Here is a 23542-nt window from a genome sequence, read left to right on the forward strand (position 1 = left end):
AAGGACCAATGGGAATTCTCGACAAACACGTTGTTCTTGAAAAGAACGCAACGCTTCTTCTGGTCGGTAGCCTTCTGGTTGTCACCGTGGGTGGCATCGTGGAGATCGCACCGCTCTTCTACCTCGAAAACACCATCGAGGATGTGGACGGCATGCGCCCCTACTCGCCGCTCGAGCTTGAGGGTCGGAACATCTATGTGCGCGAAGGCTGCTATGTCTGCCACAGCCAGATGATCCGCCCGATGCGCGATGAGGTTGAGCGTTACGGCCACTATTCACTGGCGGCGGAAAGTCAGTATGACCACCCGTTCCAGTGGGGATCGAAGCGGACCGGGCCGGACCTGGCCCGCGTCGGTGGCCGGTATTCTGACGAATGGCATGTGGATCACCTGAAAGATCCGCAATCGGTCGTGCCGGAATCGGTGATGCCGAAATATGCCTTCCTGGCGGATCGCCTGATCGAGCCGACCTATATCCAGGACCTGATGAAGGCCAATCAGATCGTGGGTGTGCCTTACACCGACGAGCAGATGGAAAACGCCGAAGCCGACTGGTTGGCTCAGGCGGATCCTGACAGCGACTATGATGGGCTTCTGGCACGCTATCCGAAGGCGCAGGTGCGCAACTTCGACGGTGCGCCCGGTGTTTCGGAAATGGACGCCTTGATCGCCTATATGCAGATGTTGGGCACGTTGGTCGATTTCTCGACCTTCACACCTGACGCAAGCCGGTAAGGAGCTGGGATGATGGACACCTATTCTCTGCTCCGCGAAATCGCTGACAGTTGGGTGCTTCTGGCGATGTTCGTCTTTTTCCTTGGCGTTGTTGCCTGGGCGTTTCGCCCGGGCAGCCGCAAGGTCCACGACGACACCGCCAACATCCCCTTCCGCCACGAAGACAAACCTGCCGGTGACCGGGACGAACCCGGGCGCTCAGCTCAAAGGGAGTTGCGGCAATGAGTAAAAAACCTGTTGAAAAGAAAGAGCCCGAAACGACCGGCCATGAATGGGACGGTATCAAAGAGTTCAACAACCCGCTGCCACGCTGGTGGGTCTGGGTCTTCTACCTGACCATCATCTGGGGCGTCTGGTACACCATCGCCTATCCGGCCTGGCCGATGATCAAGGGGGCGACCGCTGGTTATCTGGGCTATTCCACCCGTGCCGAAGTGGCCGCCGAAATCGATCGCTTCAGCGCGATGAACAGCGAGCTGGAAGCCCAGCTTGCCTCGGCCGATCTGACGGCTCTGGAACCGGGCAGCGACCTGCACAACTATGCAATCCAGTCGGGCCGCGCGACCTTTGCAACCTTCTGTTCGCAATGTCACGGGTCTGGGGCGGCGGGCAACGTCGGCTATCCCAACCTTCTGGACAATGACTGGCTGTGGGGCGGCACCATCGAGGATATTCAATACACGCTGCGGCACGGCATCCGGTCCGAGGATGACGACGACACCCGGTATTCCGAGATGCCCGCCTTTGGCGACGATTATCTGAGCGACGAAGAGATTGCACAGGTCGTCCATTATGTTATGTCGCTGTCCCCTGTCACCCAGGCGGATGCCGACATGGCGCTGGCGGCTGACGGGGAAACCGTGTTCGCTGACAACTGCACCTCGTGCCATATGGAAGACGGCACCGGTGATCGCAGCCAGGGCGCGCCCAACCTGACCGATGCCATCTGGCTTTACGGCGACAGCGAAGAGGCCATCACCCAAATCGTGGCCACCGGCCCGTTCGGCGTGATGCCGGCCTGGAGCGGCAAACTGACCGACAGCCAGATTAACGCCGTGTCAGCCTATGTTCACCAGTTGGGCGGCGGCGAATAAGCCATCGGCCAACCAACCACGAGTTCCGGGGCCTCACTCCCCGGTCAACGGCACCGACCCCTGATCCTGTTCGCGCGTTTCTCCGGGGTCGGTGCCACCTAACTCAAAAGCCCGGTTGCCAGACAGCGACCGGGCTTTGTCACAGACGCGGTGCTGTTTCCTGTTTCGCGAATGACTTGACAGGTGATCAGGGGTGCGGCCATTTGCCCGACTGCGACGGGATGGCGCTGTGACAATATGGAAACTTGATAATAATCAAGGACTAATCACATATCCCGTGAATGGCGCGGCCAAAATCTTTGATCCACATCAAGGCTGCACTGTAGAATAATTCTTAATTCCCGGTTCAACCGAAAAGCAGGATTGGAATCTGTCCATGTCTGACGCCCCCGAACAGCTGTACGCCCCGCGCGAACCCGTTTTCCCCAAACGGGTGAAAGGCACGTTTCGCAGCCTGAAATGGTGGATCATGGGGATCACGCTGGGCATCTATTATCTTGCCCCGTGGATCCGCTGGGACCGCGGCCCCAACCTGCCCAACCAGGCCATCCTGGTCGACATGGCCAACCGCCGGTTCTACTTCTTCTGGATCGAAATCTGGCCGCATGAATTCTATTTCATTGCGGGGCTTCTGATCATGGCGGGGCTCGGGTTGTTCCTGTTCACTTCGGCGGCGGGACGTGTCTGGTGCGGATATGCCTGTCCGCAGACCGTCTGGACCGACCTGTTCATCCTGGTCGAACGCTGGGTTGAAGGTGACCGGAACGCACGTCTGCGCCTGCACCGTCAAAGCTGGAACGCAGAGAAGATCCGCAAGCGCCTGATCAAGTTTGCGCTCTGGATCATCATCGCGGTCGCCACGGGCGGCGCCTGGGTGTTCTATTTCGCCGATGCGCCGACGCTTCTGGTCGACCTGGTCACGGGGAACGCGCATCCGCTGGCCTATTCGACGGTCCTGGTGCTGACCCTGACAACGTTCATTTTCGGGGGCATCGCACGCGAACAGATCTGTATCTATGCCTGCCCATGGCCGCGCATTCAGGCGGCGATGATGGACGAGGACACGATCACCATCGCCTATCGCGACTGGCGGGGCGAACCGCGTGGCAAGGGCAAGGTGCGGGACGATCTGGGCGACTGTATCGACTGCAACGCCTGCGTGAACGTCTGCCCGATGGGCATCGACATCCGCGACGGGCAACAGATGGAGTGCATCACCTGTGGCCTCTGCATCGACGCCTGCGACGAGATGATGGACAAGGTTGGCAAACCGCGCGGCCTGATCGATTATCTGGCGCTGAAAGACGAGGCCTATGAACGCGCCGGGAACGAGAAAATTCCTGTCATCAAGCACCTTCTGCGCCCGCGTACGATCCTTTACACCACGCTTTGGGCTCTGGTCGGGGTCGCGCTGACCGTCGCCCTGTTCATCCGGCCGGACGTGGATGTGACCGTGCATCCGGTGCGCAACCCGACCTATGTCACACTGTCGGACGGCTCCATCCGCAATACGTATGACGTGGGCGTACGCAACCGGCACGGCGAAGAATGGCCATACTACTTCTCGCTGTCCGAGGGCAGTGATATGGTAATCGAACTGGAAGGCAGCGAGGAACTTGTGCTGGTGGCGCCGCCCGATACGGAAGCCAAGCAGCGGGTCTATGTCATCGCGCCTCCGGGGTCCGAAGCCGCCCGCGACGCGCGGACCGAATTGCGCCTTTGGATCATTGACGGCATCACGGGCGACCGGGTGCATGTGGACACCGTGTTCAACGGCAGGGGGCGCTAGGAATGGCCAATCCGAGTGAGAAAAAAGAGTTCGAGCTGACCGGCAAGCATGTTCTGGCCATCGTCGTGTCGGCCTTCACGGTGATCATCGGCGTGAACATCTTCATGGCTTATTCCGCCATCGGCACGTTTCCGGGGTTGGAAACCAGGAACTCCTATGTCGCCAGCCAGCAATTCGACGCGCAGAAAGCCGCGCAAGAGGCGCTGGGCTGGGACGTCAGAGTCGATGTGGATGGCGAAACGCTGGTGCTTGATATCAGCGACAAGGCTGGTGATCCCGTTACCGTCAAATCCATCTATGGCCTTCTTGGGCGCGCAACCCATGTGAAAGAGGATCAGGAGCCTGCGTTCAGCCAGGGGTCCAACGGTGTCTATCTGGCGCAGGTCGGACCGCTGGGCGAAGGCAACTGGAACCTGCGCCTGAATGTGATTGCCGAAGATGGCACCAGTTTTCAGCGTCGCATTCCCATCTTCATCTCGGGCAAATAGCGCCACATCGAACGCAGACAAGGAACCGCAGTCATGGCCACCCCGATCTCTGCCTGTCCCGCCTGTGACGCGGCCCCGCTTGCCGAAGCGCAAGCCGGCAAGGGCTATCACGGCAACGGGATGGAGGCGCAGCGCATCATGCTGTCCTTGCCTCAGATCTACTGCGCCGCCTGTATCGCCGGGGTCGAGCGCGGTCTTGCCGCGCAGCCCGGTGTGCGGGACGCCCGTGTGAACCTGACGCTGAAACGCGCAACCGTTGATGTCGATCCGGGGGTCGAGGCGCAGTCGCTGGCGGACTACCTGACCGGAATCGGTTTCGAGGCCTATGAGTTGGATCCGGGGCAGCTCACCTCGACCGCGACGGACAAGCAGGGCAAGGACCTGCTGATGCGTCTGGGTGTGGCGGGCTTTGCCATGATGAACGTGATGCTGCTGAGCGTGGCGGTCTGGTCGGGCGCCACCGACGCCACCCGTGACCTGTTCCATTGGATCAGCGCGGCGATTGCCATTCCGACCATCGGGTTTTCCAGTCAGGTGTTCTTCCGCTCGGCCTGGTCGGCACTACGGGTGGGGCGTCTGAACATGGACGTGCCGATCTCGTTGGCGATTATTCTGGCCTTGGGCATGTCGATTTACGAGACGATGCATTCGGGCGAACATGCCTATTTCGATGCGGCCTTGTCGCTGACGTTCTTCCTGCTGGCCGGGCGGTATCTGGATTATCGCACCCGCGCCGTGGCACGTTCAGCGGCCGAGGAACTGGCCGCCCTTGAAGTCCCCCGCGCGGCCCGCGTGGTCGACGGACAAGCGGATGAGCAGGTCGCTGTGTCCGACCTGTCGCCAGGCGATGTCGTGCGCGTTGTGCCGGGGGCTCGTGTGCCTGTGGACGGGATCGTCCTGACCGGCGAAAGCGAATTGGACCGCTCGCTTCTGACCGGGGAAAGCCTTCCGGTCGCCGCCGCGCCTGAAACCATCGTGTCGGCAGGCGAGGTGAACCTGACCGGCCCTCTGACCGTGCGGGTAACGGCGGCGGGTCGTGACAGTTCTCTGCACCGGATGGCGGATCTTGTTGCGATCGCGGAAACCGCGCGCAACCGATATACCTCGCTCGCCGACAAGGCGGCGGCGGTCTATGCGCCGGTGGTGCATCTGCTGGCACTGGCCGCGTTTCTGTTCTGGCTATGGTATTCCGGCGATTGGCGCATGGCGATGAACATCGCGGTCGCGACCCTGATCATCACCTGCCCCTGTGCGCTAGGCTTGGCTGTGCCCGCTGTGACCACGGCGGCGTCAGGGCGGTTGTTCAAGCAAGGCATGTTGTTGAAATCCGCCACCGCGATGGAGCGGCTGGCCGAGGTTGATCACGTCGTGTTCGACAAAACCGGCACGCTGACCGAGGGCAAGCCTGCCCTGGGTGATCTGTCACGCCACAAACCCCGCGATCTGGAAATCGCATTGGCGCTGGCGGAAGGCTCCAGCCACCCGTTGGCCCAATCGCTTGTGCAGGCGGTGCGCGCCGCAGGGGTTCAGCCTGCCGATGTGACACAGGTGCATGAGGTGCCGGGCAAAGGGATCGAGGGCAAATGGCAGGGCAAGATCGTGCGTCTGGGCCGTGCCGAATGGCTGGGCGCCAACGCCGTTGGTCAGACCGCGACCTATCTGGCAGTGTCCGGCGCGAAACCCGTGGCCTTCACCTTTACCGACGCGCTGCGCCCCGGAGTAGAGGCCGCGATCACCGCGTTGAAATCAAAAGGGATGGGCATCACCTTGATTTCGGGCGATGTGCCCGCTGCCGTGGCCGACATCGCCGGACGTGTGGGGATCGAGGATTGGAAAGCCGATACCCTGCCCGAGGACAAGGCCGAGTATGTCGCGCGACTTGGCAAGGCGGGCAAGAAGGTTCTGATGGTCGGCGACGGGTTGAACGACACCGCGGCGCTGGCGGCGGCGCATGTCTCGATCTCGCCTGCATCCGCGCTTGAAGCGGCGCGCGTCGTGTCCGACATCGTGCTTCTGGGCAAGTCGATGGAGCCGTTGGCAGACGCGATTGATCTGTCCAAATCCGCCACCCGAAGGATCAAGGAAAACTTCGCCATCGCAGCGGGTTATAACGCCATTGCCATTCCGATTGCGCTGATCGGGCTGGCGACGCCGCTGGCAGCCGCGCTTGCCATGTCGACCTCGTCCGTGACAGTGTCGCTGAATGCGCTGCGACTGAGAAAGGGCTAATCCATGAACGTGCTGGTCTATCTGATCCCTGTCTCGCTTTTGCTGGGCGGTCTTGGTCTGGCCGCGTTCTTCTGGACCCTGAAAAGCGAGCAATATGAAGACCCGGAAGGCGACAGCCACCGCATTCTCAGCGATCGCTGGGACGACGCCCCGCCCAAGGACTGACCAAGATCAGACCAAACCGCGATTCCGCGCGATCATCGCCGCATGGGTGCGGTTGCGCGCGCCCAGTTTGCGGATCACCGACCGCATATGCATTTTCACAGTCACTTCCTGAATGCCGAAAGTATGGGCAATTTCCTTGTTCTGCTGCCCGTCACACAAAAGCGCCAGGATCTGTGCTTCGCGGCGCGACAACAGGTTTTCCGCGCCAGCAGGGGTCAGGCTGCCGTGAGGCAGCACGATCAGGTCGCTCTGGCCTTTCGCCAGGTGAAGGGCGGCTTTCAGGTCCGCGTTCGTCAGAGCCGCCGGAATGCAGGCCGTCACACCAAGGCGCAGAGCCTGGCGGGCGACGGTCAGCGACGGGGTGTGCATCAACAACACCACCGGCACATCCGAACGGGCTTTTGACAGCCGGGTGATCGCCCGCAGTCCACCCAGCCCCGGTGTGCCGAAATCTATGACCAGCATGTGCAGGCCCGGCTGGCTGCGCAGAAGGGTTTCCGCCTCTTGCACGGTTGCACAGGCGTGCAACCGAACGTCACCGCCCGGCTTCAAAACAGATGTGAACCTGCGCTGGATCGCATGGTCCTCTGTCACCAACAGGATTGTCACAGCGGTGCTCCGCTTCACGATTTGTGGCCGTTTTGGCCAAGGCCGGTTTCAGGCGCGCAACAATCGCACAGCGAGGGAAGGGCGAATAGGTGTCACTAGGGATAGGTTTAAGGCCCGAAACCTGTCTGAAAGTGAGGTCTGGACGCCGAAGGTCCATGATGCGCCGTGTTTCCCGGTGCATCAGTTGACCTTGGCAGTGCGCCCATCGCCTAGGGCAGCACCGTCACCACCGCCGGTCCCAGCGCATCCACGATCAGCGTCACGCCTTCGGCGGTCGGGTGCAGCCCGTCGGACTGCAAATATCGTAACGCATCATTGGCCGATCCCGCGGCATCCGTGAGACCGGCCAGGAAGCTGGGGTATAGCGGCACATCATGCTGCTGCGCCAGTCGCTCGAACACCCCTTCGAACGCGGCCTTGTAATCGGGGCCAAAATTGGCGGGACCGGGCATGCCGATCAGCAAGCCGGGCAGGTCACGCGCTGCCAGTTCGGACAGGATCGTATCAAGATTGGTATATGTCGTTTCCGGGTCGATGCCGCGCAGCATGTCATTGGCGCCAAGGGCAACCAGCACCATGTCGATCTCATCGGTCAGCACCCAGTCCAGCCGCGCGGCCCCACCTGCCGAGGTGTCCCCGGACACGCCCCCGTTGACCACCTTTGCGTCGATGCCATGATCTGTCAGCCAGCTCTCGAGTTGCGGCACGAACCCGTCCTGCTGCGGCAACCCGTATCCGGCGGTCAGACTGTCACCAAGCGCCAGGATGGTGACGGTGTCGGCCCGCGCCGCCCCTGACAGAAACATGATTGCAACCAAGCACTTGAGAAACCCGGCCCAAACCCCATATCCACGTGATATCTTCATGCCTTGCCCCTTACAGGAAATTCCATGTCCAAGCCGATCATCGCCCTGACCGACGCCCGCCTGACGCTTGGACATAATGCCGGACGGACCGAGATCCTCAAGGGGATCGACATGCGTGTGATGGCGGGCGAAACGCTGGGGCTGACAGGGCCGTCGGGGTCGGGCAAATCATCTCTCCTCATGGTGCTGGGCGGGCTTGAGCAAGCCAGCAGTGGCAGCGTGACCGTGTTGGGTCAGAACCTGAGCGCGATGGGCGAAGACGATCTTGCCCGGTTCCGCAGGGATCATATGGGGGTGGTGTTCCAATCTTTCCACCTGATCCCCACCATGACGGCGCTGGAGAATGTGGCAACACCCCTGGAACTGGCCGGTGTGCGGGACGCGTTCGAACGGGCCGAGGAAGAACTGACTGCGGTCGGCCTGTCGCATCGGCTGGATCATTATCCAAGCCAGATGTCGGGCGGGGAACAACAGCGCGTGGCACTGGCGCGAGCCGCCGCACCGCGTCCCGAAATTCTGCTGGCGGATGAGCCAACCGGTAATCTGGACGGCAAGACCGGTGCGGCGATCATGGACCTGCTGTTCGGCCTGCGCGACCGCTATGGTGCCACCCTGGTCCTTGTCACCCATGCGCCGGAACTGGCCGAACGCTGCGACCGGATCCTTCAGATCCAGGACGGGGTGCTGGTATGATGCAGTCGCTGAGCATGGCGCTGCGTCTGGCCCGGCGCGAGATGCGCGGCGGCACGCGCGGGTTTCGCATCTTCCTTGCCTGTCTGGTGCTGGGCGTCGCCGCGATTGCCGGTGTGGGCAGTGTGCGCGAAGGGCTTCGGGCAGGGTTGGCTGCGCAAGGGGCGGTTCTGCTGGGGGGCGATGCGTCTGTGTCGTTCACCTATCGGTTCGCCGACACTGCCGAGCTTGCGGTTCTGACGTCCGAAAGCGCCCAGATGACCGTGATGGCTGATTTTCGATCCATGGCCGTGGTGGGGGATGAGCGTGGGCTGACACAGATCAAGGCCGTCGATGACGCTTATCCGCTGGTCGGGGAGGTGGAACTGGACCCACCGATCAACCTGTCCACGGCGCTGGATGGTCAGAACGGGCAGTCCGGAGCGGTGATGGATGATCTTCTGATCGACCGGCTGGGCCTGTCCTTGGGAGATAGGTTCCAACTGGGCGAGACCGAGTTTGTCCTGATGGCCGAGTTGGTGAAAGAGCCGGACAATGCCAGCGGCGGATTCAGCCTTGGCCCGCGCACCATCGTGCGGCGGTCGGCGTTGGACGGATCGGGTTTGCTGACCGAAGGCACATTGTTCAACAGCCAGTACAAGATGCGACTGGCGTCGGGTCAAAGCCTTGATCAGCTTTATGCCGCAACCATGCCGACGCTCGAACCAAATGGCGCGCGGTGGCAGGATGCCCGCAATGGCGCGCCCGGTATGCGGCGTCTGGTCGACCGGCTGGGCGCGTTTCTTGTGCTGGTCGGATTGGCCGGGCTGACCGTCGGCGGGGTCGGGATTTCGGCCGCTGTGCGTGCCTATCTGGACGGCAAAACCAGCACAATAGCGATCTTACGCGCGCTAGGCGCCGACAAACAGACGATCTTTCTTACATATTTCCTGCAAATCGGCGTTTTGACCCTGATTGGCCTTTCCCTGGGTTTGTTTTTGGGGGCCGTGGTGCCTTTGGCGCTGGCGCCCCTGATCGAAGACGTGTTGCCCATCACGGCCGAGATCAAGATCTATGCCCGCCCTCTGGCCGAGGCGGCGCTTTATGGCGTGCTGGCGGCGCTGCTGTTCACCCTGTGGCCGCTTGCCCGAACCGAGGATGTGAAGGCCGCGGCGCTTTTTCGCGATGCTGCCCTTGGTGGCAATCGCCTGCCACGCCCCTTGTTCATCGGGATCTGCCTGGCCTTGCTGGCGCTGCTGATCTGGTCGGCGGCGACCTTGTCCGGGATGCCACGCCTGGCGATGTGGAGCTTCATCGGTCTGGCCGGTGCTTTCGCTGCGCTGGTGCTGACCGGGCTTGGGGTGCGCTGGGTGTCGCGCTGGGTCGGGCACCGCAAAGCCATGCGCGGGTGGCCCACTCTGCGGATGGCCCTTGGCGCGGTTGGCGGTCCGGGTGGTGAGGCCGGCGCGGTTGTGCTGTCACTGGGGCTTGGCCTGGCGGTGCTGGCCGCGGTGGGGCAGATCGACAACAATCTGCGCGGTGCCATTGCGCGCGACCTGCCAGACGTGGCGCCCAGCTTTTTCGTGGTCGATATCCAACCCGACCAGATTGACGGTGTGACGACCCGGCTTGAAGGCGACCCGTTGGTCAGTCGCATCGACACCGCCCCCATGCTGCGTGGCATGATCACCCGGATCAACGACCGCCCGGCGCGCGAGGTGGCCGGTGGCCATTGGGTGGTGCGCGGGGATCGGGGCCTGACCTATTCCGATACGCCGACCCGCACCAACGTCGTCGAAGGTGAGTGGTGGCCCACAGATTACCAAGGCCCGCCGCAGATCAGCTTTGCCGCGGAAGAGGCCGAAGAGATGGGCATCGGCCTTGGCGACAGCCTGACCGTGAACATTTTGGGGCGCGACATCACCGGCACGATCACCAGCTTGCGTGAGGTTGATTTCAGCCAGGCCGGGATGGGGTTTGTGATGACCATGAACCCTTCGGCGCTGTCGGGCGCCCCGCACAGCTATATTGCGACGATCTATTCCGACGCGGACGGCGAGGCGGCAATCCTCCGCGACTTGGGCCGGACCTATCCGAATATCACGTTGATCTCGGTGCGGGATGCGATCACGCAGGTGACGGGGATCATGGGGCAGGTGGCCGCCGCGATTACCTATGGTGCGCTGGCGACCCTGTTGACCGGTTTTGTCGTCCTGATGGGGGCGGCGGCGGCGGGGGAGCGTGCGCGCACCTATGAAGCGGCGGTGCTGAAAACCCTTGGGGCAACGCGCCCTGCGATCCTGACAAATTTCGCCATCCGCTCGGCGGTGCTGGGGGCGGCTGCGGGGGCTGTGGCGGTGCTGGCGGGTGGGCTGGCCGGATGGGCGGTCACCCATTACATCATGGAAGAACGGTTCGTCTTTGACGCCGCGAATGCCATCGCCATCGTGTCAGGCGGGGTGGTTGCCACCGTACTGGCCGGACTTGTCTATGCCTGGCGTCCGCTGTCTGCGCGACCGGCACGGGTGCTGCGCGCGCCTGAATGACCCCGTCCATGGTTCTGGCCATGTGCGGCGCGATGCACCTTGCGGATGACCAGTTTCAAACCCGACCAGATGTCGTCCACGGCGCAGACCTTTACGTCGACAAGTGTCGTGCACAGCGCGAGATCGCGGATCACATCTTCGGTCATATCCGTCGGCTGTTTTGATGCTTTCTTGGGCCACGAAATCCAGATCATGCCGTCCTTTTGCAACGCTGCGCGCAGGCTTGGCAGCGCCGCCTCGAAAGCGGCTCGACTATCGGTAAACATGTGGATCAGATCATAGGGCCCGCGCAGGGTGCCTGTGGTGCAGTCCTCGACCGTGGCAAAGGCGCGGCTTTTCACGAGGTGGTCCAGCGCCGCAGGGCGGTTCAGCCACGCCACCCGCTGGCCGTCTTTCAAGCCGAGCTTTTTTGCCAAAGATGTGCCGGAATACGCTGTCATAGGGTCAGGATATGCCCACCCAGCCCGAAGGCAAATCCCAGTATCGCCCCAAGTGGCGGGGACCAGTGTCGGTCAACCGGCACTTGCGGCGCGATGTCCTGGAACATCAGATAGAGGATACCGCCTGCCGAAAACAGCATCAGCCCGCCCAATACTGTCGGAAGGCTTGAGAACAGCGTGATGCCCATCACCGCGGCTAACGGTCCCACAGGCACAAGGGCAAGAAACAACAACAGGCGTGTCTTGCGCGAAGTACCTGCGGATGCTGCAAGTTCCCGATCCGCATTGAACCCTTCTGGCATGTTCTGCGCCCCGATCAGGACCGCCAGCAAGACCGCAAGGTTGGGATCGGCGGTCAGGATCGCGCCCATGGCGATGGCTTCAGGGATGAAATCCATCAGCATCGCCATGAATTGCGCCTTGGACCCGCCCCGACGTGACAAGGCAACATCCGCCGCCAGTGCCGCCACGGCCCCAAGGATCAGCGGCAGCAGGGCAACAAGACCCGGCACCCGCTCGATCCCTTCGGGGATCAGCACAAGTGTGACGGCGGACAGAAGCGCGCCCGCACCAAATGCCATGATCCAGTGATTGGCTTCGTTGCGCAACGTGCCGGGCAAAAGGCGGTCGAACCCTGCAAGCCACGCCCCAAATGGAATGGCCGCCCCGGCAAGGGCGGCCAACAGAATTGCATGAAGGATGTCGCCCATCACAGCGTGCGTTCGACCATCATTTTCTTGATCGACGCGATGGCCTTGGCCGGGTTCAATCCCTTCGGGCAAGTCTTGGCGCAGTTCATGATCGTGTGGCAGCGATAGAGCTTGAAGGGGTCTTCAAGCTCGTCCAGCCGTTCGCCGGTCGCCTCGTCGCGGCTGTCGATGATCCAGCGATACGCATGAAGCAGCGCGGCCGGCCCAAGATACCGGTCCCCGTTCCACCAATAGCTGGGGCACGAGGTCGAGCAACTGGCGCACATGACGCATTCATAGAGCCCATCCAGCTTCTTGCGGTCCTCGATGGACTGCTTCCACTCTTTCGCCGGGCGATTGGTCTTGGTTTCCAGCCACGGCATGATCGAAGCGTGCTGCGCATAGAAATGCGTCAGGTCCGGGATCAGGTCGCGCACGACCGGCATGTGGGGCAGAGGATAGATTTTCACATCGCCCTTCACCTCATCCATCCCATAGATACAGGCCAGCGTGTTGATCCCGTCGATGTTCATTGCGCAGGACCCACAGATGCCTTCGCGGCAGGACCGGCGGAAGGTCAGGGTGGGATCAATCTCGTTCTTGATCTTGATCAGCGCGTCCAGAACCATCGGGCCGCATGTGTCCATGTCGACAAAATAGGTGTCGACGCGGGGGTTTTCGCCATCATCCGGGGTCCAGCGGTAAATCTGGAACTTGCGGATATTGGTCGCGCCTGCGGGCTTTGGCCATGTCTTGCCGGTGCGGATGGTCGAGTTCTTTGGAAGTCTGAATTGAACCATGTCGTGTCCTCCTTAGAACGTCCGCGCTTTGGGCGCGATTTTCTTCAAGGCAATGCCACCTTCGTTCTCGGTGGTCAGCGGGTCTGTGATGACGGGGCGATAGCTCAGATCAACCTTGGTGCCGTCGACGCGGCTGACGGTGTGCACGCGCCATTTCTTGTCGTCACGCTCGGGGTAATCCTCGTGCGCGTGGGCGCCACGGCTTTCGTGGCGGGCTTCGGCGCCGTGGATGGTGGCCAGCGCGTTAGGCATCAGGTTGGTCAGTTCCAGCGTCTCCATCAGGTCCGAGTTCCAGACCAGTGACCGGTCGGTGACGGCAAGATCGTCCAACTTGGCAGCCACCTTGGTCATCTTCTCGACGCCTTCCTTGAGGGTCTTGGCAGTGCGGAAAACGGCGGCGTCGGCCTGCATGGTTTTCTGCATCTCAAGACGCAGCTCGGCGGTCGGAACCGCGCCGCTTGCATTGCGCAAACCGTCAAAACGGTCGAAGGCCTTGTCAACGGACGCCTGGTTCAGAACCGGGTTCGACGCTTCTGCATCCACCACCTTGCCTGCGCGGATCGCGGCGGCGCGGCCAAAGACCACGAGGTCAATGAGAGAGTTTGACCCAAGACGGTTGGCCCCATGGACCGAGGCACAGCCCGCTTCACCCACAGCCATCAGGCCGGGCACGACAGCGGTCGGGTCGTCCTTCGTGGGGTTCAACACCTCGCCCCAATAGTTCGTGGGAATGCCGCCCATGTTGTAATGCACGGTCGGCAGAACCGGGATCGGTTCCTTGGTCACGTCGACACCCGCAAAGATCTTCGCACTTTCCGAAATACCGGGCAGGCGTTCAGCCAGCGCCTCGGCGGGCAGGTGATCGAGGTGCAGATAGATGTGATCTTTCTCGGCGCCCACACCACGGCCTTCGCGGATTTCCATGGTCATCGAGCGGGAGACGTAGTCACGCGGGGCAAGGTCTTTATACTGGGGCGCGTACCGCTCCATAAACCGTTCGCCTTCGCTGTTGACCAGATAGCCGCCTTCGCCACGCGCACCTTCGGTGATCAGGCAACCCGAACCATAAATGCCGGTCGGGTGGAACTGCACGAACTCCATATCTTGCAAGGCAAGGCCCGCACGAGCCACCATGCCGCCACCGTCGCCGGTGCAGGTGTGGGCCGAGGTGGCCGAGAAGAAGGCACGCCCATAGCCGCCCGTGGCCAGGACGACCATCTTGGCGTTGAAAACGTGCATCGTGCCATCGTCGAGCTTCCAGCAGACAACGCCCTGACATTGCCCGTCTTCGGACATGATCAGGTCGATGGCGAAGTATTCGACATAGAACTCCGCGTTGTTCTTCAGCGATTGGCCGTAAAGCGTATGCAGGATTGCGTGGCCGGTCCGGTCGGCGGCCGCACAGGTCCGTTGCACGGGTGGGCCGTCGCCAAATTCTGTGGTGTGGCCGCCGAAGGGACGTTGATAGATCTTGCCTTCTTCGGTGCGCGAGAAGGGGACGCCGTAATGCTCAAGCTCGTAAACCGCCTTGGGGGCTTCACGGGCCAGGTATTCCATCGCGTCCGTGTCGCCCAACCAGTCCGAGCCTTTCACCGTGTCGTACATGTGCCACTGCCAGTTGTCCGGGCCCATGTTGGACAGGGACGCGGCGATGCCACCCTGGGCTGCGACAGTGTGTGAGCGGGTCGGGAAGACCTTGGTCACGCAAGCGGTGCGCAGACCCTGTTCGGCCATGCCAAGCGTGGCGCGCAGACCAGCGCCGCCGGCACCGACCACGACCACGTCATATTCGTGCGTTTCGTATTCGTAAGCTGCCATTTGGGGTGCTCTCCGGTCTTAAAAGGCGATGCGGGCCAGGCCGTAAAGGCCAACCGCAAGTGTTGTATAGGCCAGCGCCGTGCTGAGGATCACGAGCGCCTTCTTGGTCACGCCGCGCGAATAATCCTCGATCACGACCTGAATGCCGTGACGGAAGTGCACCATCGCGGTCACAAGCGTCATGGCGGCGATGATGGCGGGGAAGGGGCGGTGGTAATAGGCCACGGCCTCTTCATACGGCAGTCCAAGCGCGCTGCCGAAGGTCAGCGCGAACAGCGGCATCAGGATCAGAAGGCCAACGGCAGAAATGGCCTGGCCCCAGAAATGTTCGGTGCCAGAGCCGGAAGCCCCTTTGCCCTCGGCACGTTTGCGGTCGGTCAGGTAATGCATGTCTGCCCCCTTACACGATGATGGCGACAATGATCGCCAGAATGACGGAGCCGAAGATGACGCCAAGGCCCATCTTCTCGGCGGTGTCGACCTCTAGCCCGATGCCGATGTCCCAGATCAGGTGTCGCAGGCCGGACAGGGCGTGGTAGCACAAGGCCCAGAGCGCCAGGAACATAATCACATCCCCGATGAACGAGGTCATGAGCCCGTTCACAAAGTCATAATATCCGGGGCCCATCGCCGCCGCGAAAAACCACCACACGACCAGGATCGCTGCCCCCAAAAGGGCGACGCCGGTGATCCGGGCGAAGATCGAGGTCATGGAGGTCAGCTGCGGGCGGTAAATCTGCAGATGCGGGGAAAGGGGGCGGTTGCCCCTATTCACGTCGGCCATGGCGGCCTCCTTCTGTCTGTTGCGACTGTTGAGACAGGAATAGCGCCATTTGCGGTGCAGAGTCACGCTTTAAGGATGGCAAAACGCGCCGAATTTGCGCTAACACGCCTGAAATTTGCACCTTGTGATCACAAAAATTAATCTTGTGATCACAACAGGGGTAGCCGTATATCCGACCGAAAATATAGGGCAATCCGGCGACAAATGCTGCAAAGCGGCATACGCGCCGGGCTGGTTTCGCGATGCGTTCCCTATTTCGGCATCAAGGCCCAGTAATCAAGGTCCAGCATGACGTCCGGGTGGTATTTGCCATCCTCGCCCTTCAGCGAGAACGCCGGCGCACCGTGCTTTGCCGCCACCAACCGAAGCCGCACGGCCCCTACGCCCGGCGCGTCGGTGTCGGCCTTGTCCAGAACTTCGGACCAGGCGCGGATCGTGTCGCCCGCGAAGCAGGGGTTCGCGTGTGCCCCGCCATTCAATCCGACGATCATCTGCGCATTCGCCAACCCGTTGAAGGACAAGGCCCGCGCCATCGAGATCACGTGGCCGCCATAGATAAGCCGCTTCCCGTCTGGCCGGAAGGTGGCGTCGAAATGGACCTTGGCCGTGTTCTGCCACAGGCGCGTGGCCAGCATGTGTTCCGCTTCTTCGACGGTCACGCCGTCCACGTGGTCGATCTTTTCGCCAACGTCGTAATCGCCCCAACGATGCGGCTCACCGGCCAGCGTGAAGTCATAATCTTCGAAAGACAGCCCGGCGGGGATCACCAGATCGTCAGCGTCCAGCGAAGGTTTCAGGTCAGGGATCACCGTGTCGGGCGCAGGCGCATCCAGGTCGCCCTTGCGCACCATCACCCAGCGCACATAGTCCAGCACGGGCTCGTCCATCTGGTTCACACCGCGCGTGCGCACCCAGACCACGCCCGATTTACCGTTTGAGTTCTGTTTCAGCCCGATCACCTCGGATGACGACCGCAGCGTGTCACCCGGATAAACCGGCTTCAGCCACCGGCCTTCGGCATAGCCAAGGTTCGCCACGGCGTTCAGAGAAATGTCGGGGACGGTCTTACCGAACACGATGTGAAACGCGATCAGGTCGTCGATGGGCGACCCGTCCAGCCCGCAATTGCCCGCGAACTCGTCCGAGGAATAGAGCGCATGACGGGCCGGATACAGCGCGTGATACAGCGCACGTTCCCCTTCGGCCACGGTGCGCGGCACCGCGTGGTGGATCACGTCGCCCAGCTTGTAATCTTCAAAAAAGCGGCCGGGGTTGGTTTTTGCCATCAGTAATCTCCCAGTTTCGTGTCGGGCGTGTAGTCGCCGGGAACGACCTTCACCACCGCTTGCGCGCAGCGCATCTTGCCGGTCGCGGCATCATGGGCATAGGCGGGGTCGCCATGCAGTTCCCACCCCTTGTTCAGGGCAGCGGTGACTTTGTGACAGAAGGCCGATGTGTCATCTTCGGTCAGCAGGCGATAGAGTTTCATGGCTCACATTCCAAAGGGCGATGGGCCGATCAGCCCGTGGATGAATCCAATAACCAGTGTCAAAACCACGGACGCGCCAAGGAACATTCCATCCTTCGCGATGGTGCCCTTGGTGTTGGGTGTCCATTCCGGCTCGGCCCGGTTGATCACAATGATCTCGGCCACCGCCCAGATCGTCAGCGCGCCGAACAGGATGATCGAGGCCGGGTCCGGGTTCACCACGATATGCGCCACGCTCCAGATGATGAAACCGGTCAGCATCGGGTGGCGCATCCGGTAAAACAGCGCGCCTTTCGACGGGCCGGGGCTCATGAAATAGATCGCGACGAGGATGGCAAGGTTGTTGATATGTTTCAGGAAGGCCGGATAGGCAAACAGGTCATAGCTTTCGATGCTGCGATAGCCGATCACCATCAACACGATTCCAACAACCAGAATCAGGGCCGAGACACCCTTGGCCTTGTCCCCCATCGCGGCGTGGCGGGCGGGCAGGGCGCGTTTCCAGAAATGCCCTGCATACCACAGGGCGATGCCGATGATCATCGTTGCCATGAACAGTCTCCGCGTTAGTCGGCCATTTTGGCGATGGCGTCCGCCTTGGCCAGAAGTCCCTTTGCCGTCACAACATGCAGGTTTTCGACGATTTTACCATCCACAACCGCGACGCCCTGGCCCGAGGCCTCGGCTTCTTCAAACGCAGCGATCTGGCGGCGGGCCAGGTCGATCTCGGCGTCCGAGGGCGCAAAGGCGGTGTTCGCGATCTCAAGTTGCGCAGGGTGGATCAGGGTCTTGCCGTCCATCCCCATGTCGCGCCCCTGATCGCATTCGGCCCGTAGCCCCTCATCGTCTTTGAAGGCGTTATAGACGCCATCCACGATCACCACACCATGCGCCTTGGCTGCCAGCAGACACAGATGCAGCCCGCCCATCATCGGCAGACGGTCGGCGCGGAAGCGGGTGTTGAGTTCCTTGGCAAGGTCGTTCGTGCCCATCACGAACCCCTTCAGGCGCGGGTGGGCGGCGATCTGGGCGGCGTTCAGCATGCCCAGCGGTGTTTCCATCATCGCCCACAGATCGACATCCGGGATCAGGGCCGCCAGTTCGTCAAGTTGCGCCGCTGACCCAACCTTGGGCATCAGGATTGCATCTATGTCGGCGCCGACGAAAGCCGCCACATCATCCTTGCCCCAATTCGTATCAAAGCCGTTGATCCGGACGATCTTCGCCCGATTGCCAAAGCCGCCCTTGTCCAGTTCTGCCTTCAGGATCGCGCGGGCCTCGACCTTGGCATCCGGGGCGACGGCGTCCTCGAGGTCGAAGATGATCGCATCGGTGGGCAGGGTGCGCGCTTTCTCCAGCGCGCGCTCTTTCGAGCCGGGGATATACAGGACGGAACGATAGGGACGAGTGGACATGATTCTGAGCCTCCGCAATATTGTTGCGCAAGGGACCACATCTGCGCACCATTCCGCAAGGGTGGATTTGCCGCATCGCAGAAATTTCTTGGTGCCGCGCACCGCTGAAGGTCATGTCAGACCATCCCAGATCAGCTTCGTGCCGGTGATGATCAGGAACAGATAGGTGAAGGCAAAGAAGCCCCGCTCGGACAGGCGGTGGTGCATGTGAACGCCGATCCAGACACCGAGTATGGCAAAGGGGATCAGGAACAGATTGGCCTTGGCCGTCTGCCAGGTAAATATCCCCAACGCGAAGTAGGGCACGAATTTCATAAGGTTTATCGCCCAGAAACTGATCACGGTCGTCGCCTGAAACGTGGTTTTGTCCAACCGTCGCGACAACAGGAACACCGCCGCAGGGGGGCCGCCCGCATGGCTGATGAAACTGGTAAACCCGGCGATCACCCCCCAGAACCCGCCAAGACCGATCGACATCGGGTGGGATGCGGGCGTGATCAGACCCCGCGCGCGGGCGGCCTGAAACGCGACGAAGCCGACTGCGATCAGGCCAATCAACAGGCGGAACACATCCGGGTCCGCGATGGAATACACGAGCGCGCCGATGGCCACACCCGGCACGGCGCCCAAGACCAACGCCTTGGCCGATGGCATGTCCCACTTGCGCCAATAGGGTTTCAGCGCAGTTACATCCATCAGCATCAACAGCGGCAACATCAGCCCGATCGCCGCACCCGGTTCCAGAATCAGAGCCAGCAACGGCGTCGCCGCGAAGGCCGCGCCAGAACCGAAACCGCCCTTGGAAATCCCCGCAAAGATCACTGCGGGGATCGCAAAGACAAAGAAGGTGAGGTCCAGTACCTCGGGCATGGCGCGTCCCTCAAGCCGCTGGAAAACGAGTGTTTTAGCGCTATCGCGAATGACGCATTGGGGCAAGCGCAGCCTTATGCCGCAACGCGGCACCCTTGCGCGGACGCAGGATAAGGACTACCCATGCGCCCGAAAACAACTGATCGGAGATCAACCTCATGGCCAGACCAAAGATTGCGCTTATCGGCAGCGGCATGATCGGGGGCACCCTTGCCCACCTTGCCGCCCTGAAAGAAATGGGCGACGTCGTTCTTTTCGATATTGCCGACGGCATCCCGCAGGGCAAGGCGCTGGATATTGCCGAAAGCGGCCCCGTCGAAGGGTTCGACGCAGCACTTTCGGGCACCACGTCTTACGAAGATATTGCTGGCGCTGATGTCTGCATCGTCACCGCAGGTGTGCCGCGCAAGCCGGGCATGAGCCGCGATGACCTTCTGGGCATCAACCTCAAGGTCATGAAGTCGGTCGGCGAAGGCATCAAGGAACACGCCCCGAACGCTTTCGTGATCTGCATCACCAACCCGCTGGACGCGATGGTTTGGGCGCTGCGCGAATTCTCGGGTCTGCCGCACAACAAGGTGGTCGGCATGGCCGGCGTGCTGGATTCGGCGCGCTTCCGTCACTTCCTGTCGGTCGAATTCGATGTGTCGATGCGCGACGTCACCGCCTTCGTTCTGGGCGGCCATGGCGACACGATGGTGCCGCTGACCCGTTATTCGACCGTTGGCGGCATCCCGCTGCCGGATCTGGTCGAGATGGGCTGGACCAGCCAGGAAAAACTGGACGCAATCGTTCAGCGCACCCGGGATGGCGGCGCCGAGATCGTGGGCCTTCTGAAAACCGGGTCGGCCTATTATGCGCCTGCCGCTTCGGCAATCGAAATGGCGCAAGCCTATCTGCATGACCAGAAACGCCTGTTGCCCTGCGCGGCCTATGTGGATGGTGCATATGGGCTGGACGGCTTCTATGTGGGCGTGCCGACCATCATCGGCGCCAACGGCATCGAAAAGGTCATCGACATCAAACTGGACAAAGACGAACAAGCCATGTTCGACAAATCCGTTGATGCCGTCAAAGGCCTTGTGGAAGCCTGCAAGGGGATCGACAGCTCGCTGGCCTGATCTGACTTGCGAAACCGTGCCGGGGCGTTCCGTTCAGGGACGCCCTTTTTTTGTTTTCCCGACACGCCTTTAGAATCAGTTGTTTCGGCGGTTGTAAGCAGGTGAAGTGTTTTGTGATCACAGCATTTTAGCGTGTGATCACAAAAAAGCAGGTTTAGCGCAAAAAACCCCTGTTTCCGCAGAAAGTGTTTTTGAACGACCAGTCAGTTGTGCATGGTGTCGGCGACCAAATGGACCAACTGGATAGGATGATTTCATGAACATTCATGAATACCAGGCGAAGGCCCTTCTGAAATCCTATGGTGCTCCCGTCTCTGAGGGGCGCGCCGTATTGAAAGCAGAAGATGCCAAGACCGCCGCAGGTGAACTCGACGGCCCCCTTTGGGTGGTGAAAGCGCAAATCCACGCAGGTGGCCGGGGCAAGGGGTCCTTCAAGGAAGCTGACGCCGGTGAAAAAGGCGGTGTCCGCCTGACCAAGTCGGTGGAAGAAGCCGCCGAAGAAGCCAAGAAGATGCTGGGCCGCACGCTGGTCACGCACCAGACCGGACCGGCAGGCAAGCAAGTCAACCGCATCTATATCGAGGCCGGCTCCGGCATCGAGCGTGAGCTTTACCTCGCTCTGTTGGTTGACCGGCAAACCTCGCGCATTTCGTTCGTCTGCTCGACCGAAGGCGGCATGGACATTGAAGAGGTCGCCGCCGCGACCCCGGAAAAAATCCTGAGCTTCTCGGTCGATCCCGCGACGGGGTATCAAGGCTTCCACGGTCGCCGCATCGCCTTTGCGCTGGGCCTGGAAGGCGCGCAGGTCAAGCAATGCGTCAAACTGATGGGCCAGCTCTACAAAGCCTTCACCGAAAAGGACATGGAGATGCTGGAGATCAACCCGCTGATCGTATCTGACAGTGGTGATCTGAAAGTGCTGGACGCCAAGGTCGGTTTTGACGGCAACGCCGTTTACCGCCACCCGGATATCGCTGAGCTGCGCGACACCACCGAAGAAGACCCGAAAGAGCTGGAAGCGTCTAAATACGACCTGAACTACATCGCTCTGGACGGTGAAATCGGCTGCATGGTGAACGGTGCGGGCCTTGCGATGGCCACGATGGACATCATCAAGCTTTACGGTGCTGAGCCTGCCAACTTCCTTGACGTGGGTGGCGGCGCCACCAAAGAGAAAGTCACTGAGGCCTTCAAGATCATCACCTCGGACCCCAACGTGAAGGGCATCCTTGTGAACATCTTCGGCGGCATCATGCGTTGTGACGTGATCGCCGAGGGCGTGGTTGCAGCCGTGAAAGAAGTGGGCCTGCAGGTTCCGCTGGTCGTGCGTCTGGAAGGCACCAACGTGGAAGCCGGCAAAGACATCATCAACAACTCCGACGTTGATGTGATCGCTGCCGACAACCTGTCGGACGGCGCAGAGAAAATCGTGAAAGCGGTGAAGGGCTGATGGGCGTGGTCTTTCGTCTACCAATGCTATTGCTGGTTTCAACAACTCACGCTGTGTCAGAACCAGCGTCTGTCGGAGAGTCCATGCGCAGTGTTGAGCCGAAAGACTTCATCTCTGCATTTCTCGGGAATTGTGCTCAGAACCCTGGGCGATTGGACAAGGTTGGAGCGATCGCATCTACGCTGGGATACGCTGAACTGCCCAAGGAGTATGAGTTGCTGTTAGCCCCCCAAGATCCCCAAGCTCCTTTCCAAGGTTGGATCGCAACGGACGGACCAGGAGCACCATTTCTCATTGGGATCAGTGAAGGTAAACTTCGAGGTGTCACATATCAATTTTGCGCTGTTTCTAATCCTTTTTTGGATGCAGAGCGCGCGATGGATATCCTTGAGCAGCATATTCAGCTTTCGCAGCCCTACGTAGATGAATCGACTGCTGGGCAACGCTACAGAGCATGGTTGGTAGACGAAGTGCTCAGCGGTGCTTTCTTGTCCACTACAGATATCGGCGGCATGGGATACAGAGGACTCACCCTCTCTATTGCAGCCCCTAAACAGTATTAAAGGAGAACGCCAAATGGCAGTCCTTATCGACGAAAACACCAAGGTGATCTGTCAGGGCTTCACCGGCTCGCAGGGGACCTTTCACTCGGAACAGGCCATTGCGTATGGCACCAAGATGGTCGGCGGTGTGACGCCGGGCAAAGGGGGGCAGACGCATCTGGACCTTCCGGTCTTCAACTCGGTCCACGAGGCGAAAGCCAAGACCGAAGCCAATGCATCGGTGATCTATGTGCCGCCGCCCTTCGCAGCGGACTCGATCCTTGAGGCGATTGATGCCGAGATGGAACTGATCGTCTGCATCACCGAAGGCATTCCGGTGCTGGACATGATGAAGGTGCAGCGCGCGCTGGACGGCTCGAAATCGCGCCTGATTGGCCCGAACTGCCCCGGTGTCATCACGCCCGACGCCTGCAAGATCGGCATCATGCCCGGCCACATCCACAAGCGTGGCTCGGTTGGCGTCGTATCGCGCTCCGGCACGCTGACCTATGAGGCTGTGAAGCAGACCTCGGACATCGGTCTGGGCCAGTCGACCGCGGTCGGCATCGGCGGTGACCCGATCAAGGGCACCGAGCATATCGACGTGCTGGACATGTTCCTGGACGATGACGAGACCCAGTCGATCATCATGATCGGTGAAATCGGTGGCTCGGCAGAAGAAGAAGCCGCTGAATTCCTGGCGGACCAGAAGAAGAAAGGCCGCTGGAAGCCGGTTGCCGGTTTCATCGCTGGCCGTACGGCACCTCCGGGTCGCCGCATGGGCCACGCGGGTGCCATCGTTGCCGGTGGCAAGGGTGGAGCCGAGGACAAGATCGAAGCCATGCGTTCGGCTGGCATCGTCGTTGCCGACAGCCCCGCCACGCTGGGCGAGGCCGTGCTGGAAGCGATCGGCAAGTAAATATCAAGGCGCGCGC

Annotated in this window: 26 protein-coding genes; 13 read left to right on the forward strand and 13 right to left on the reverse strand. The window is 61.1% G+C overall.

The features are described 5' to 3' along the window. The first annotated feature begins 8 nt into the window (after positions 1-8). The 7 genes from ccoO (at position 9) to ccoS (ending at position 6499) form a co-directional block, all read left to right on the forward strand. Entirely contained in the window at positions 9-734 is a 726-nt protein-coding gene (gene ccoO, locus IE188_RS09280) for a cytochrome-c oxidase, cbb3-type subunit II (protein ID WP_191286206.1), read from the forward strand. A 12-nt stretch (positions 735-746) separates the two neighbouring features. Next, a complete protein-coding gene (locus IE188_RS09285) occupies positions 747-959 on the forward strand; it encodes a cbb3-type cytochrome c oxidase subunit 3 (protein WP_191286207.1) in 213 nt (70 codons plus the stop codon). Then, positions 956-1828, forward strand: a complete 873-nt coding sequence (gene ccoP / locus IE188_RS09290) for a cytochrome-c oxidase, cbb3-type subunit III (RefSeq protein WP_191286208.1) — start codon at positions 956-958, stop codon at positions 1826-1828. Before IE188_RS09285 ends, ccoP begins: the two co-directional genes overlap by 4 nt. Before the next feature lie 376 nt (positions 1829-2204). Continuing rightward, on the forward strand, positions 2205-3617 hold the full coding sequence (ccoG, locus tag IE188_RS09295) for a cytochrome c oxidase accessory protein CcoG (protein ID WP_191286209.1): 1413 nt from the start codon (positions 2205-2207) through the stop codon (positions 3615-3617). A 2-nt stretch (positions 3618-3619) separates the two neighbouring features. Further along, positions 3620-4105 carry a FixH family protein gene (locus IE188_RS09300; RefSeq protein WP_191286210.1) on the forward strand — a complete coding sequence of 162 codons (486 nt, stop codon included), beginning with the start codon at positions 3620-3622 and terminating at the stop codon, positions 4103-4105. A 33-nt stretch (positions 4106-4138) separates the two neighbouring features. Then, positions 4139-6334 carry a heavy metal translocating P-type ATPase gene (locus IE188_RS09305; protein WP_191286211.1) on the forward strand — a complete coding sequence of 732 codons (2196 nt, stop codon included), beginning with the start codon at positions 4139-4141 and terminating at the stop codon, positions 6332-6334. Positions 6335-6337: 3 nt separating this feature from the next. Continuing rightward, on the forward strand, positions 6338-6499 hold the full coding sequence (gene ccoS / locus IE188_RS09310) for a cbb3-type cytochrome oxidase assembly protein CcoS (protein WP_191286212.1): 162 nt from the start codon (positions 6338-6340) through the stop codon (positions 6497-6499). 6 nt (positions 6500-6505) lie between these two features. On the opposite strand, the gene IE188_RS09315 is transcribed toward ccoS, so the two are convergent. Further along, the gene (locus IE188_RS09315) at positions 6506-7108 is read right to left on the reverse strand and encodes a response regulator transcription factor (RefSeq protein ID WP_191286213.1); all 603 of its coding nucleotides are present in this window, start codon (positions 7106-7108) and stop codon (positions 6506-6508) included. 209 nt (positions 7109-7317) lie between these two features. Then, entirely contained in the window at positions 7318-7974 is a 657-nt protein-coding gene (locus IE188_RS09320) for an arylesterase (protein ID WP_191286214.1), read from the reverse strand. A gap of 24 nt (positions 7975-7998) precedes the next feature. Between IE188_RS09320 and IE188_RS09325 the strand changes: the two genes are divergently transcribed. Both IE188_RS09325 and IE188_RS09330 read left to right on the forward strand, forming a co-directional pair. Beyond that, a complete protein-coding gene (locus IE188_RS09325) occupies positions 7999-8667 on the forward strand; it encodes an ABC transporter ATP-binding protein (RefSeq protein ID WP_191286215.1) in 669 nt (222 codons plus the stop codon). After that, positions 8664-11189 (forward strand): ABC transporter permease, encoded by a 2526-nt coding sequence (locus IE188_RS09330; RefSeq protein WP_229836669.1) that lies wholly within the window; start codon positions 8664-8666, stop codon positions 11187-11189. The genes IE188_RS09325 and IE188_RS09330 overlap by 4 nt, the downstream gene beginning before the upstream one ends. On the opposite strand, the gene IE188_RS09335 is transcribed toward IE188_RS09330, so the two are convergent. The 11 genes from IE188_RS09335 to IE188_RS09385 all read right to left on the reverse strand — a co-directional run bounded on the left by IE188_RS09335 (position 11132) and on the right by IE188_RS09385 (position 19494). After that, positions 11132-11587, reverse strand: coding sequence for a hypothetical protein (locus IE188_RS09335; protein WP_229836672.1), 456 nt, complete (start codon positions 11585-11587; stop codon positions 11132-11134). The genes IE188_RS09330 and IE188_RS09335 overlap by 58 nt on opposite strands. Before the next feature lie 38 nt (positions 11588-11625). After that, positions 11626-12339: a ZIP family metal transporter gene (locus tag IE188_RS09340; RefSeq protein ID WP_191286216.1), complete on the reverse strand. Its 714-nt coding sequence runs from the start codon at positions 12337-12339 to the stop codon at positions 11626-11628. Beyond that, a complete protein-coding gene (locus tag IE188_RS09345; protein ID WP_191286217.1) occupies positions 12339-13118 on the reverse strand; it encodes a succinate dehydrogenase iron-sulfur subunit in 780 nt (259 codons plus the stop codon). The genes IE188_RS09340 and IE188_RS09345 overlap by 1 nt, the downstream gene beginning before the upstream one ends. Before the next feature lie 12 nt (positions 13119-13130). Continuing rightward, the gene (gene sdhA / locus IE188_RS09350) at positions 13131-14936 is read right to left on the reverse strand and encodes a succinate dehydrogenase flavoprotein subunit (protein WP_191286218.1); all 1806 of its coding nucleotides are present in this window, start codon (positions 14934-14936) and stop codon (positions 13131-13133) included. An 18-nt stretch (positions 14937-14954) separates the two neighbouring features. After that, positions 14955-15326: a succinate dehydrogenase, hydrophobic membrane anchor protein gene (gene sdhD, locus IE188_RS09355; RefSeq protein WP_191286219.1), complete on the reverse strand. Its 372-nt coding sequence runs from the start codon at positions 15324-15326 to the stop codon at positions 14955-14957. Positions 15327-15336: 10 nt separating this feature from the next. Next, positions 15337-15720, reverse strand: coding sequence for a succinate dehydrogenase, cytochrome b556 subunit (gene sdhC, locus IE188_RS09360; protein WP_191286220.1), 384 nt, complete (start codon positions 15718-15720; stop codon positions 15337-15339). A 251-nt stretch (positions 15721-15971) separates the two neighbouring features. Next, positions 15972-17006: a MaoC family dehydratase gene (locus tag IE188_RS09365; RefSeq protein ID WP_191286221.1), complete on the reverse strand. Its 1035-nt coding sequence runs from the start codon at positions 17004-17006 to the stop codon at positions 15972-15974. Next, positions 17006-17209: a DUF1737 domain-containing protein gene (locus tag IE188_RS09370; protein ID WP_191286222.1), complete on the reverse strand. Its 204-nt coding sequence runs from the start codon at positions 17207-17209 to the stop codon at positions 17006-17008. The genes IE188_RS09365 and IE188_RS09370 overlap by 1 nt, the downstream gene beginning before the upstream one ends. Positions 17210-17212: 3 nt before the next feature. Further along, positions 17213-17761, reverse strand: a complete 549-nt coding sequence (locus IE188_RS09375; RefSeq protein WP_191286223.1) for an NnrU family protein — start codon at positions 17759-17761, stop codon at positions 17213-17215. Between the two features lie 14 nt (positions 17762-17775). Then, on the reverse strand, positions 17776-18624 hold the full coding sequence (locus IE188_RS09380) for an HpcH/HpaI aldolase/citrate lyase family protein (protein WP_191286224.1): 849 nt from the start codon (positions 18622-18624) through the stop codon (positions 17776-17778). A 111-nt stretch (positions 18625-18735) separates the two neighbouring features. After that, positions 18736-19494 carry a sulfite exporter TauE/SafE family protein gene (locus tag IE188_RS09385; RefSeq protein ID WP_191286225.1) on the reverse strand — a complete coding sequence of 253 codons (759 nt, stop codon included), beginning with the start codon at positions 19492-19494 and terminating at the stop codon, positions 18736-18738. 158 nt (positions 19495-19652) lie between these two features. Here IE188_RS09385 and mdh point away from each other — a divergent pair, with 158 nt between their 5' ends. The 4 genes from mdh (at position 19653) to sucD (ending at position 23526) form a co-directional block, all read left to right on the forward strand. After that, positions 19653-20615, forward strand: coding sequence for a malate dehydrogenase (gene mdh / locus IE188_RS09390; RefSeq protein ID WP_191286226.1), 963 nt, complete (start codon positions 19653-19655; stop codon positions 20613-20615). Positions 20616-20871: 256 nt separating this feature from the next. After that, positions 20872-22065 carry an ADP-forming succinate--CoA ligase subunit beta gene (gene sucC / locus IE188_RS09395; protein WP_191286227.1) on the forward strand — a complete coding sequence of 398 codons (1194 nt, stop codon included), beginning with the start codon at positions 20872-20874 and terminating at the stop codon, positions 22063-22065. An 83-nt stretch (positions 22066-22148) separates the two neighbouring features. Then, positions 22149-22628, forward strand: coding sequence for a hypothetical protein (locus IE188_RS09400; protein ID WP_191286228.1), 480 nt, complete (start codon positions 22149-22151; stop codon positions 22626-22628). Between the two features lie 13 nt (positions 22629-22641). Continuing rightward, a complete protein-coding gene (sucD, locus tag IE188_RS09405) occupies positions 22642-23526 on the forward strand; it encodes a succinate--CoA ligase subunit alpha (protein ID WP_191286229.1) in 885 nt (294 codons plus the stop codon). Positions 23527-23542 lie beyond the last annotated feature (16 nt).

This window comes from Aliiroseovarius zhejiangensis, from assembly GCF_014656375.1.
In the GTDB taxonomy this organism is placed as follows: Bacteria; Pseudomonadota; Alphaproteobacteria; order Rhodobacterales; family Rhodobacteraceae; genus Aliiroseovarius; species Aliiroseovarius zhejiangensis.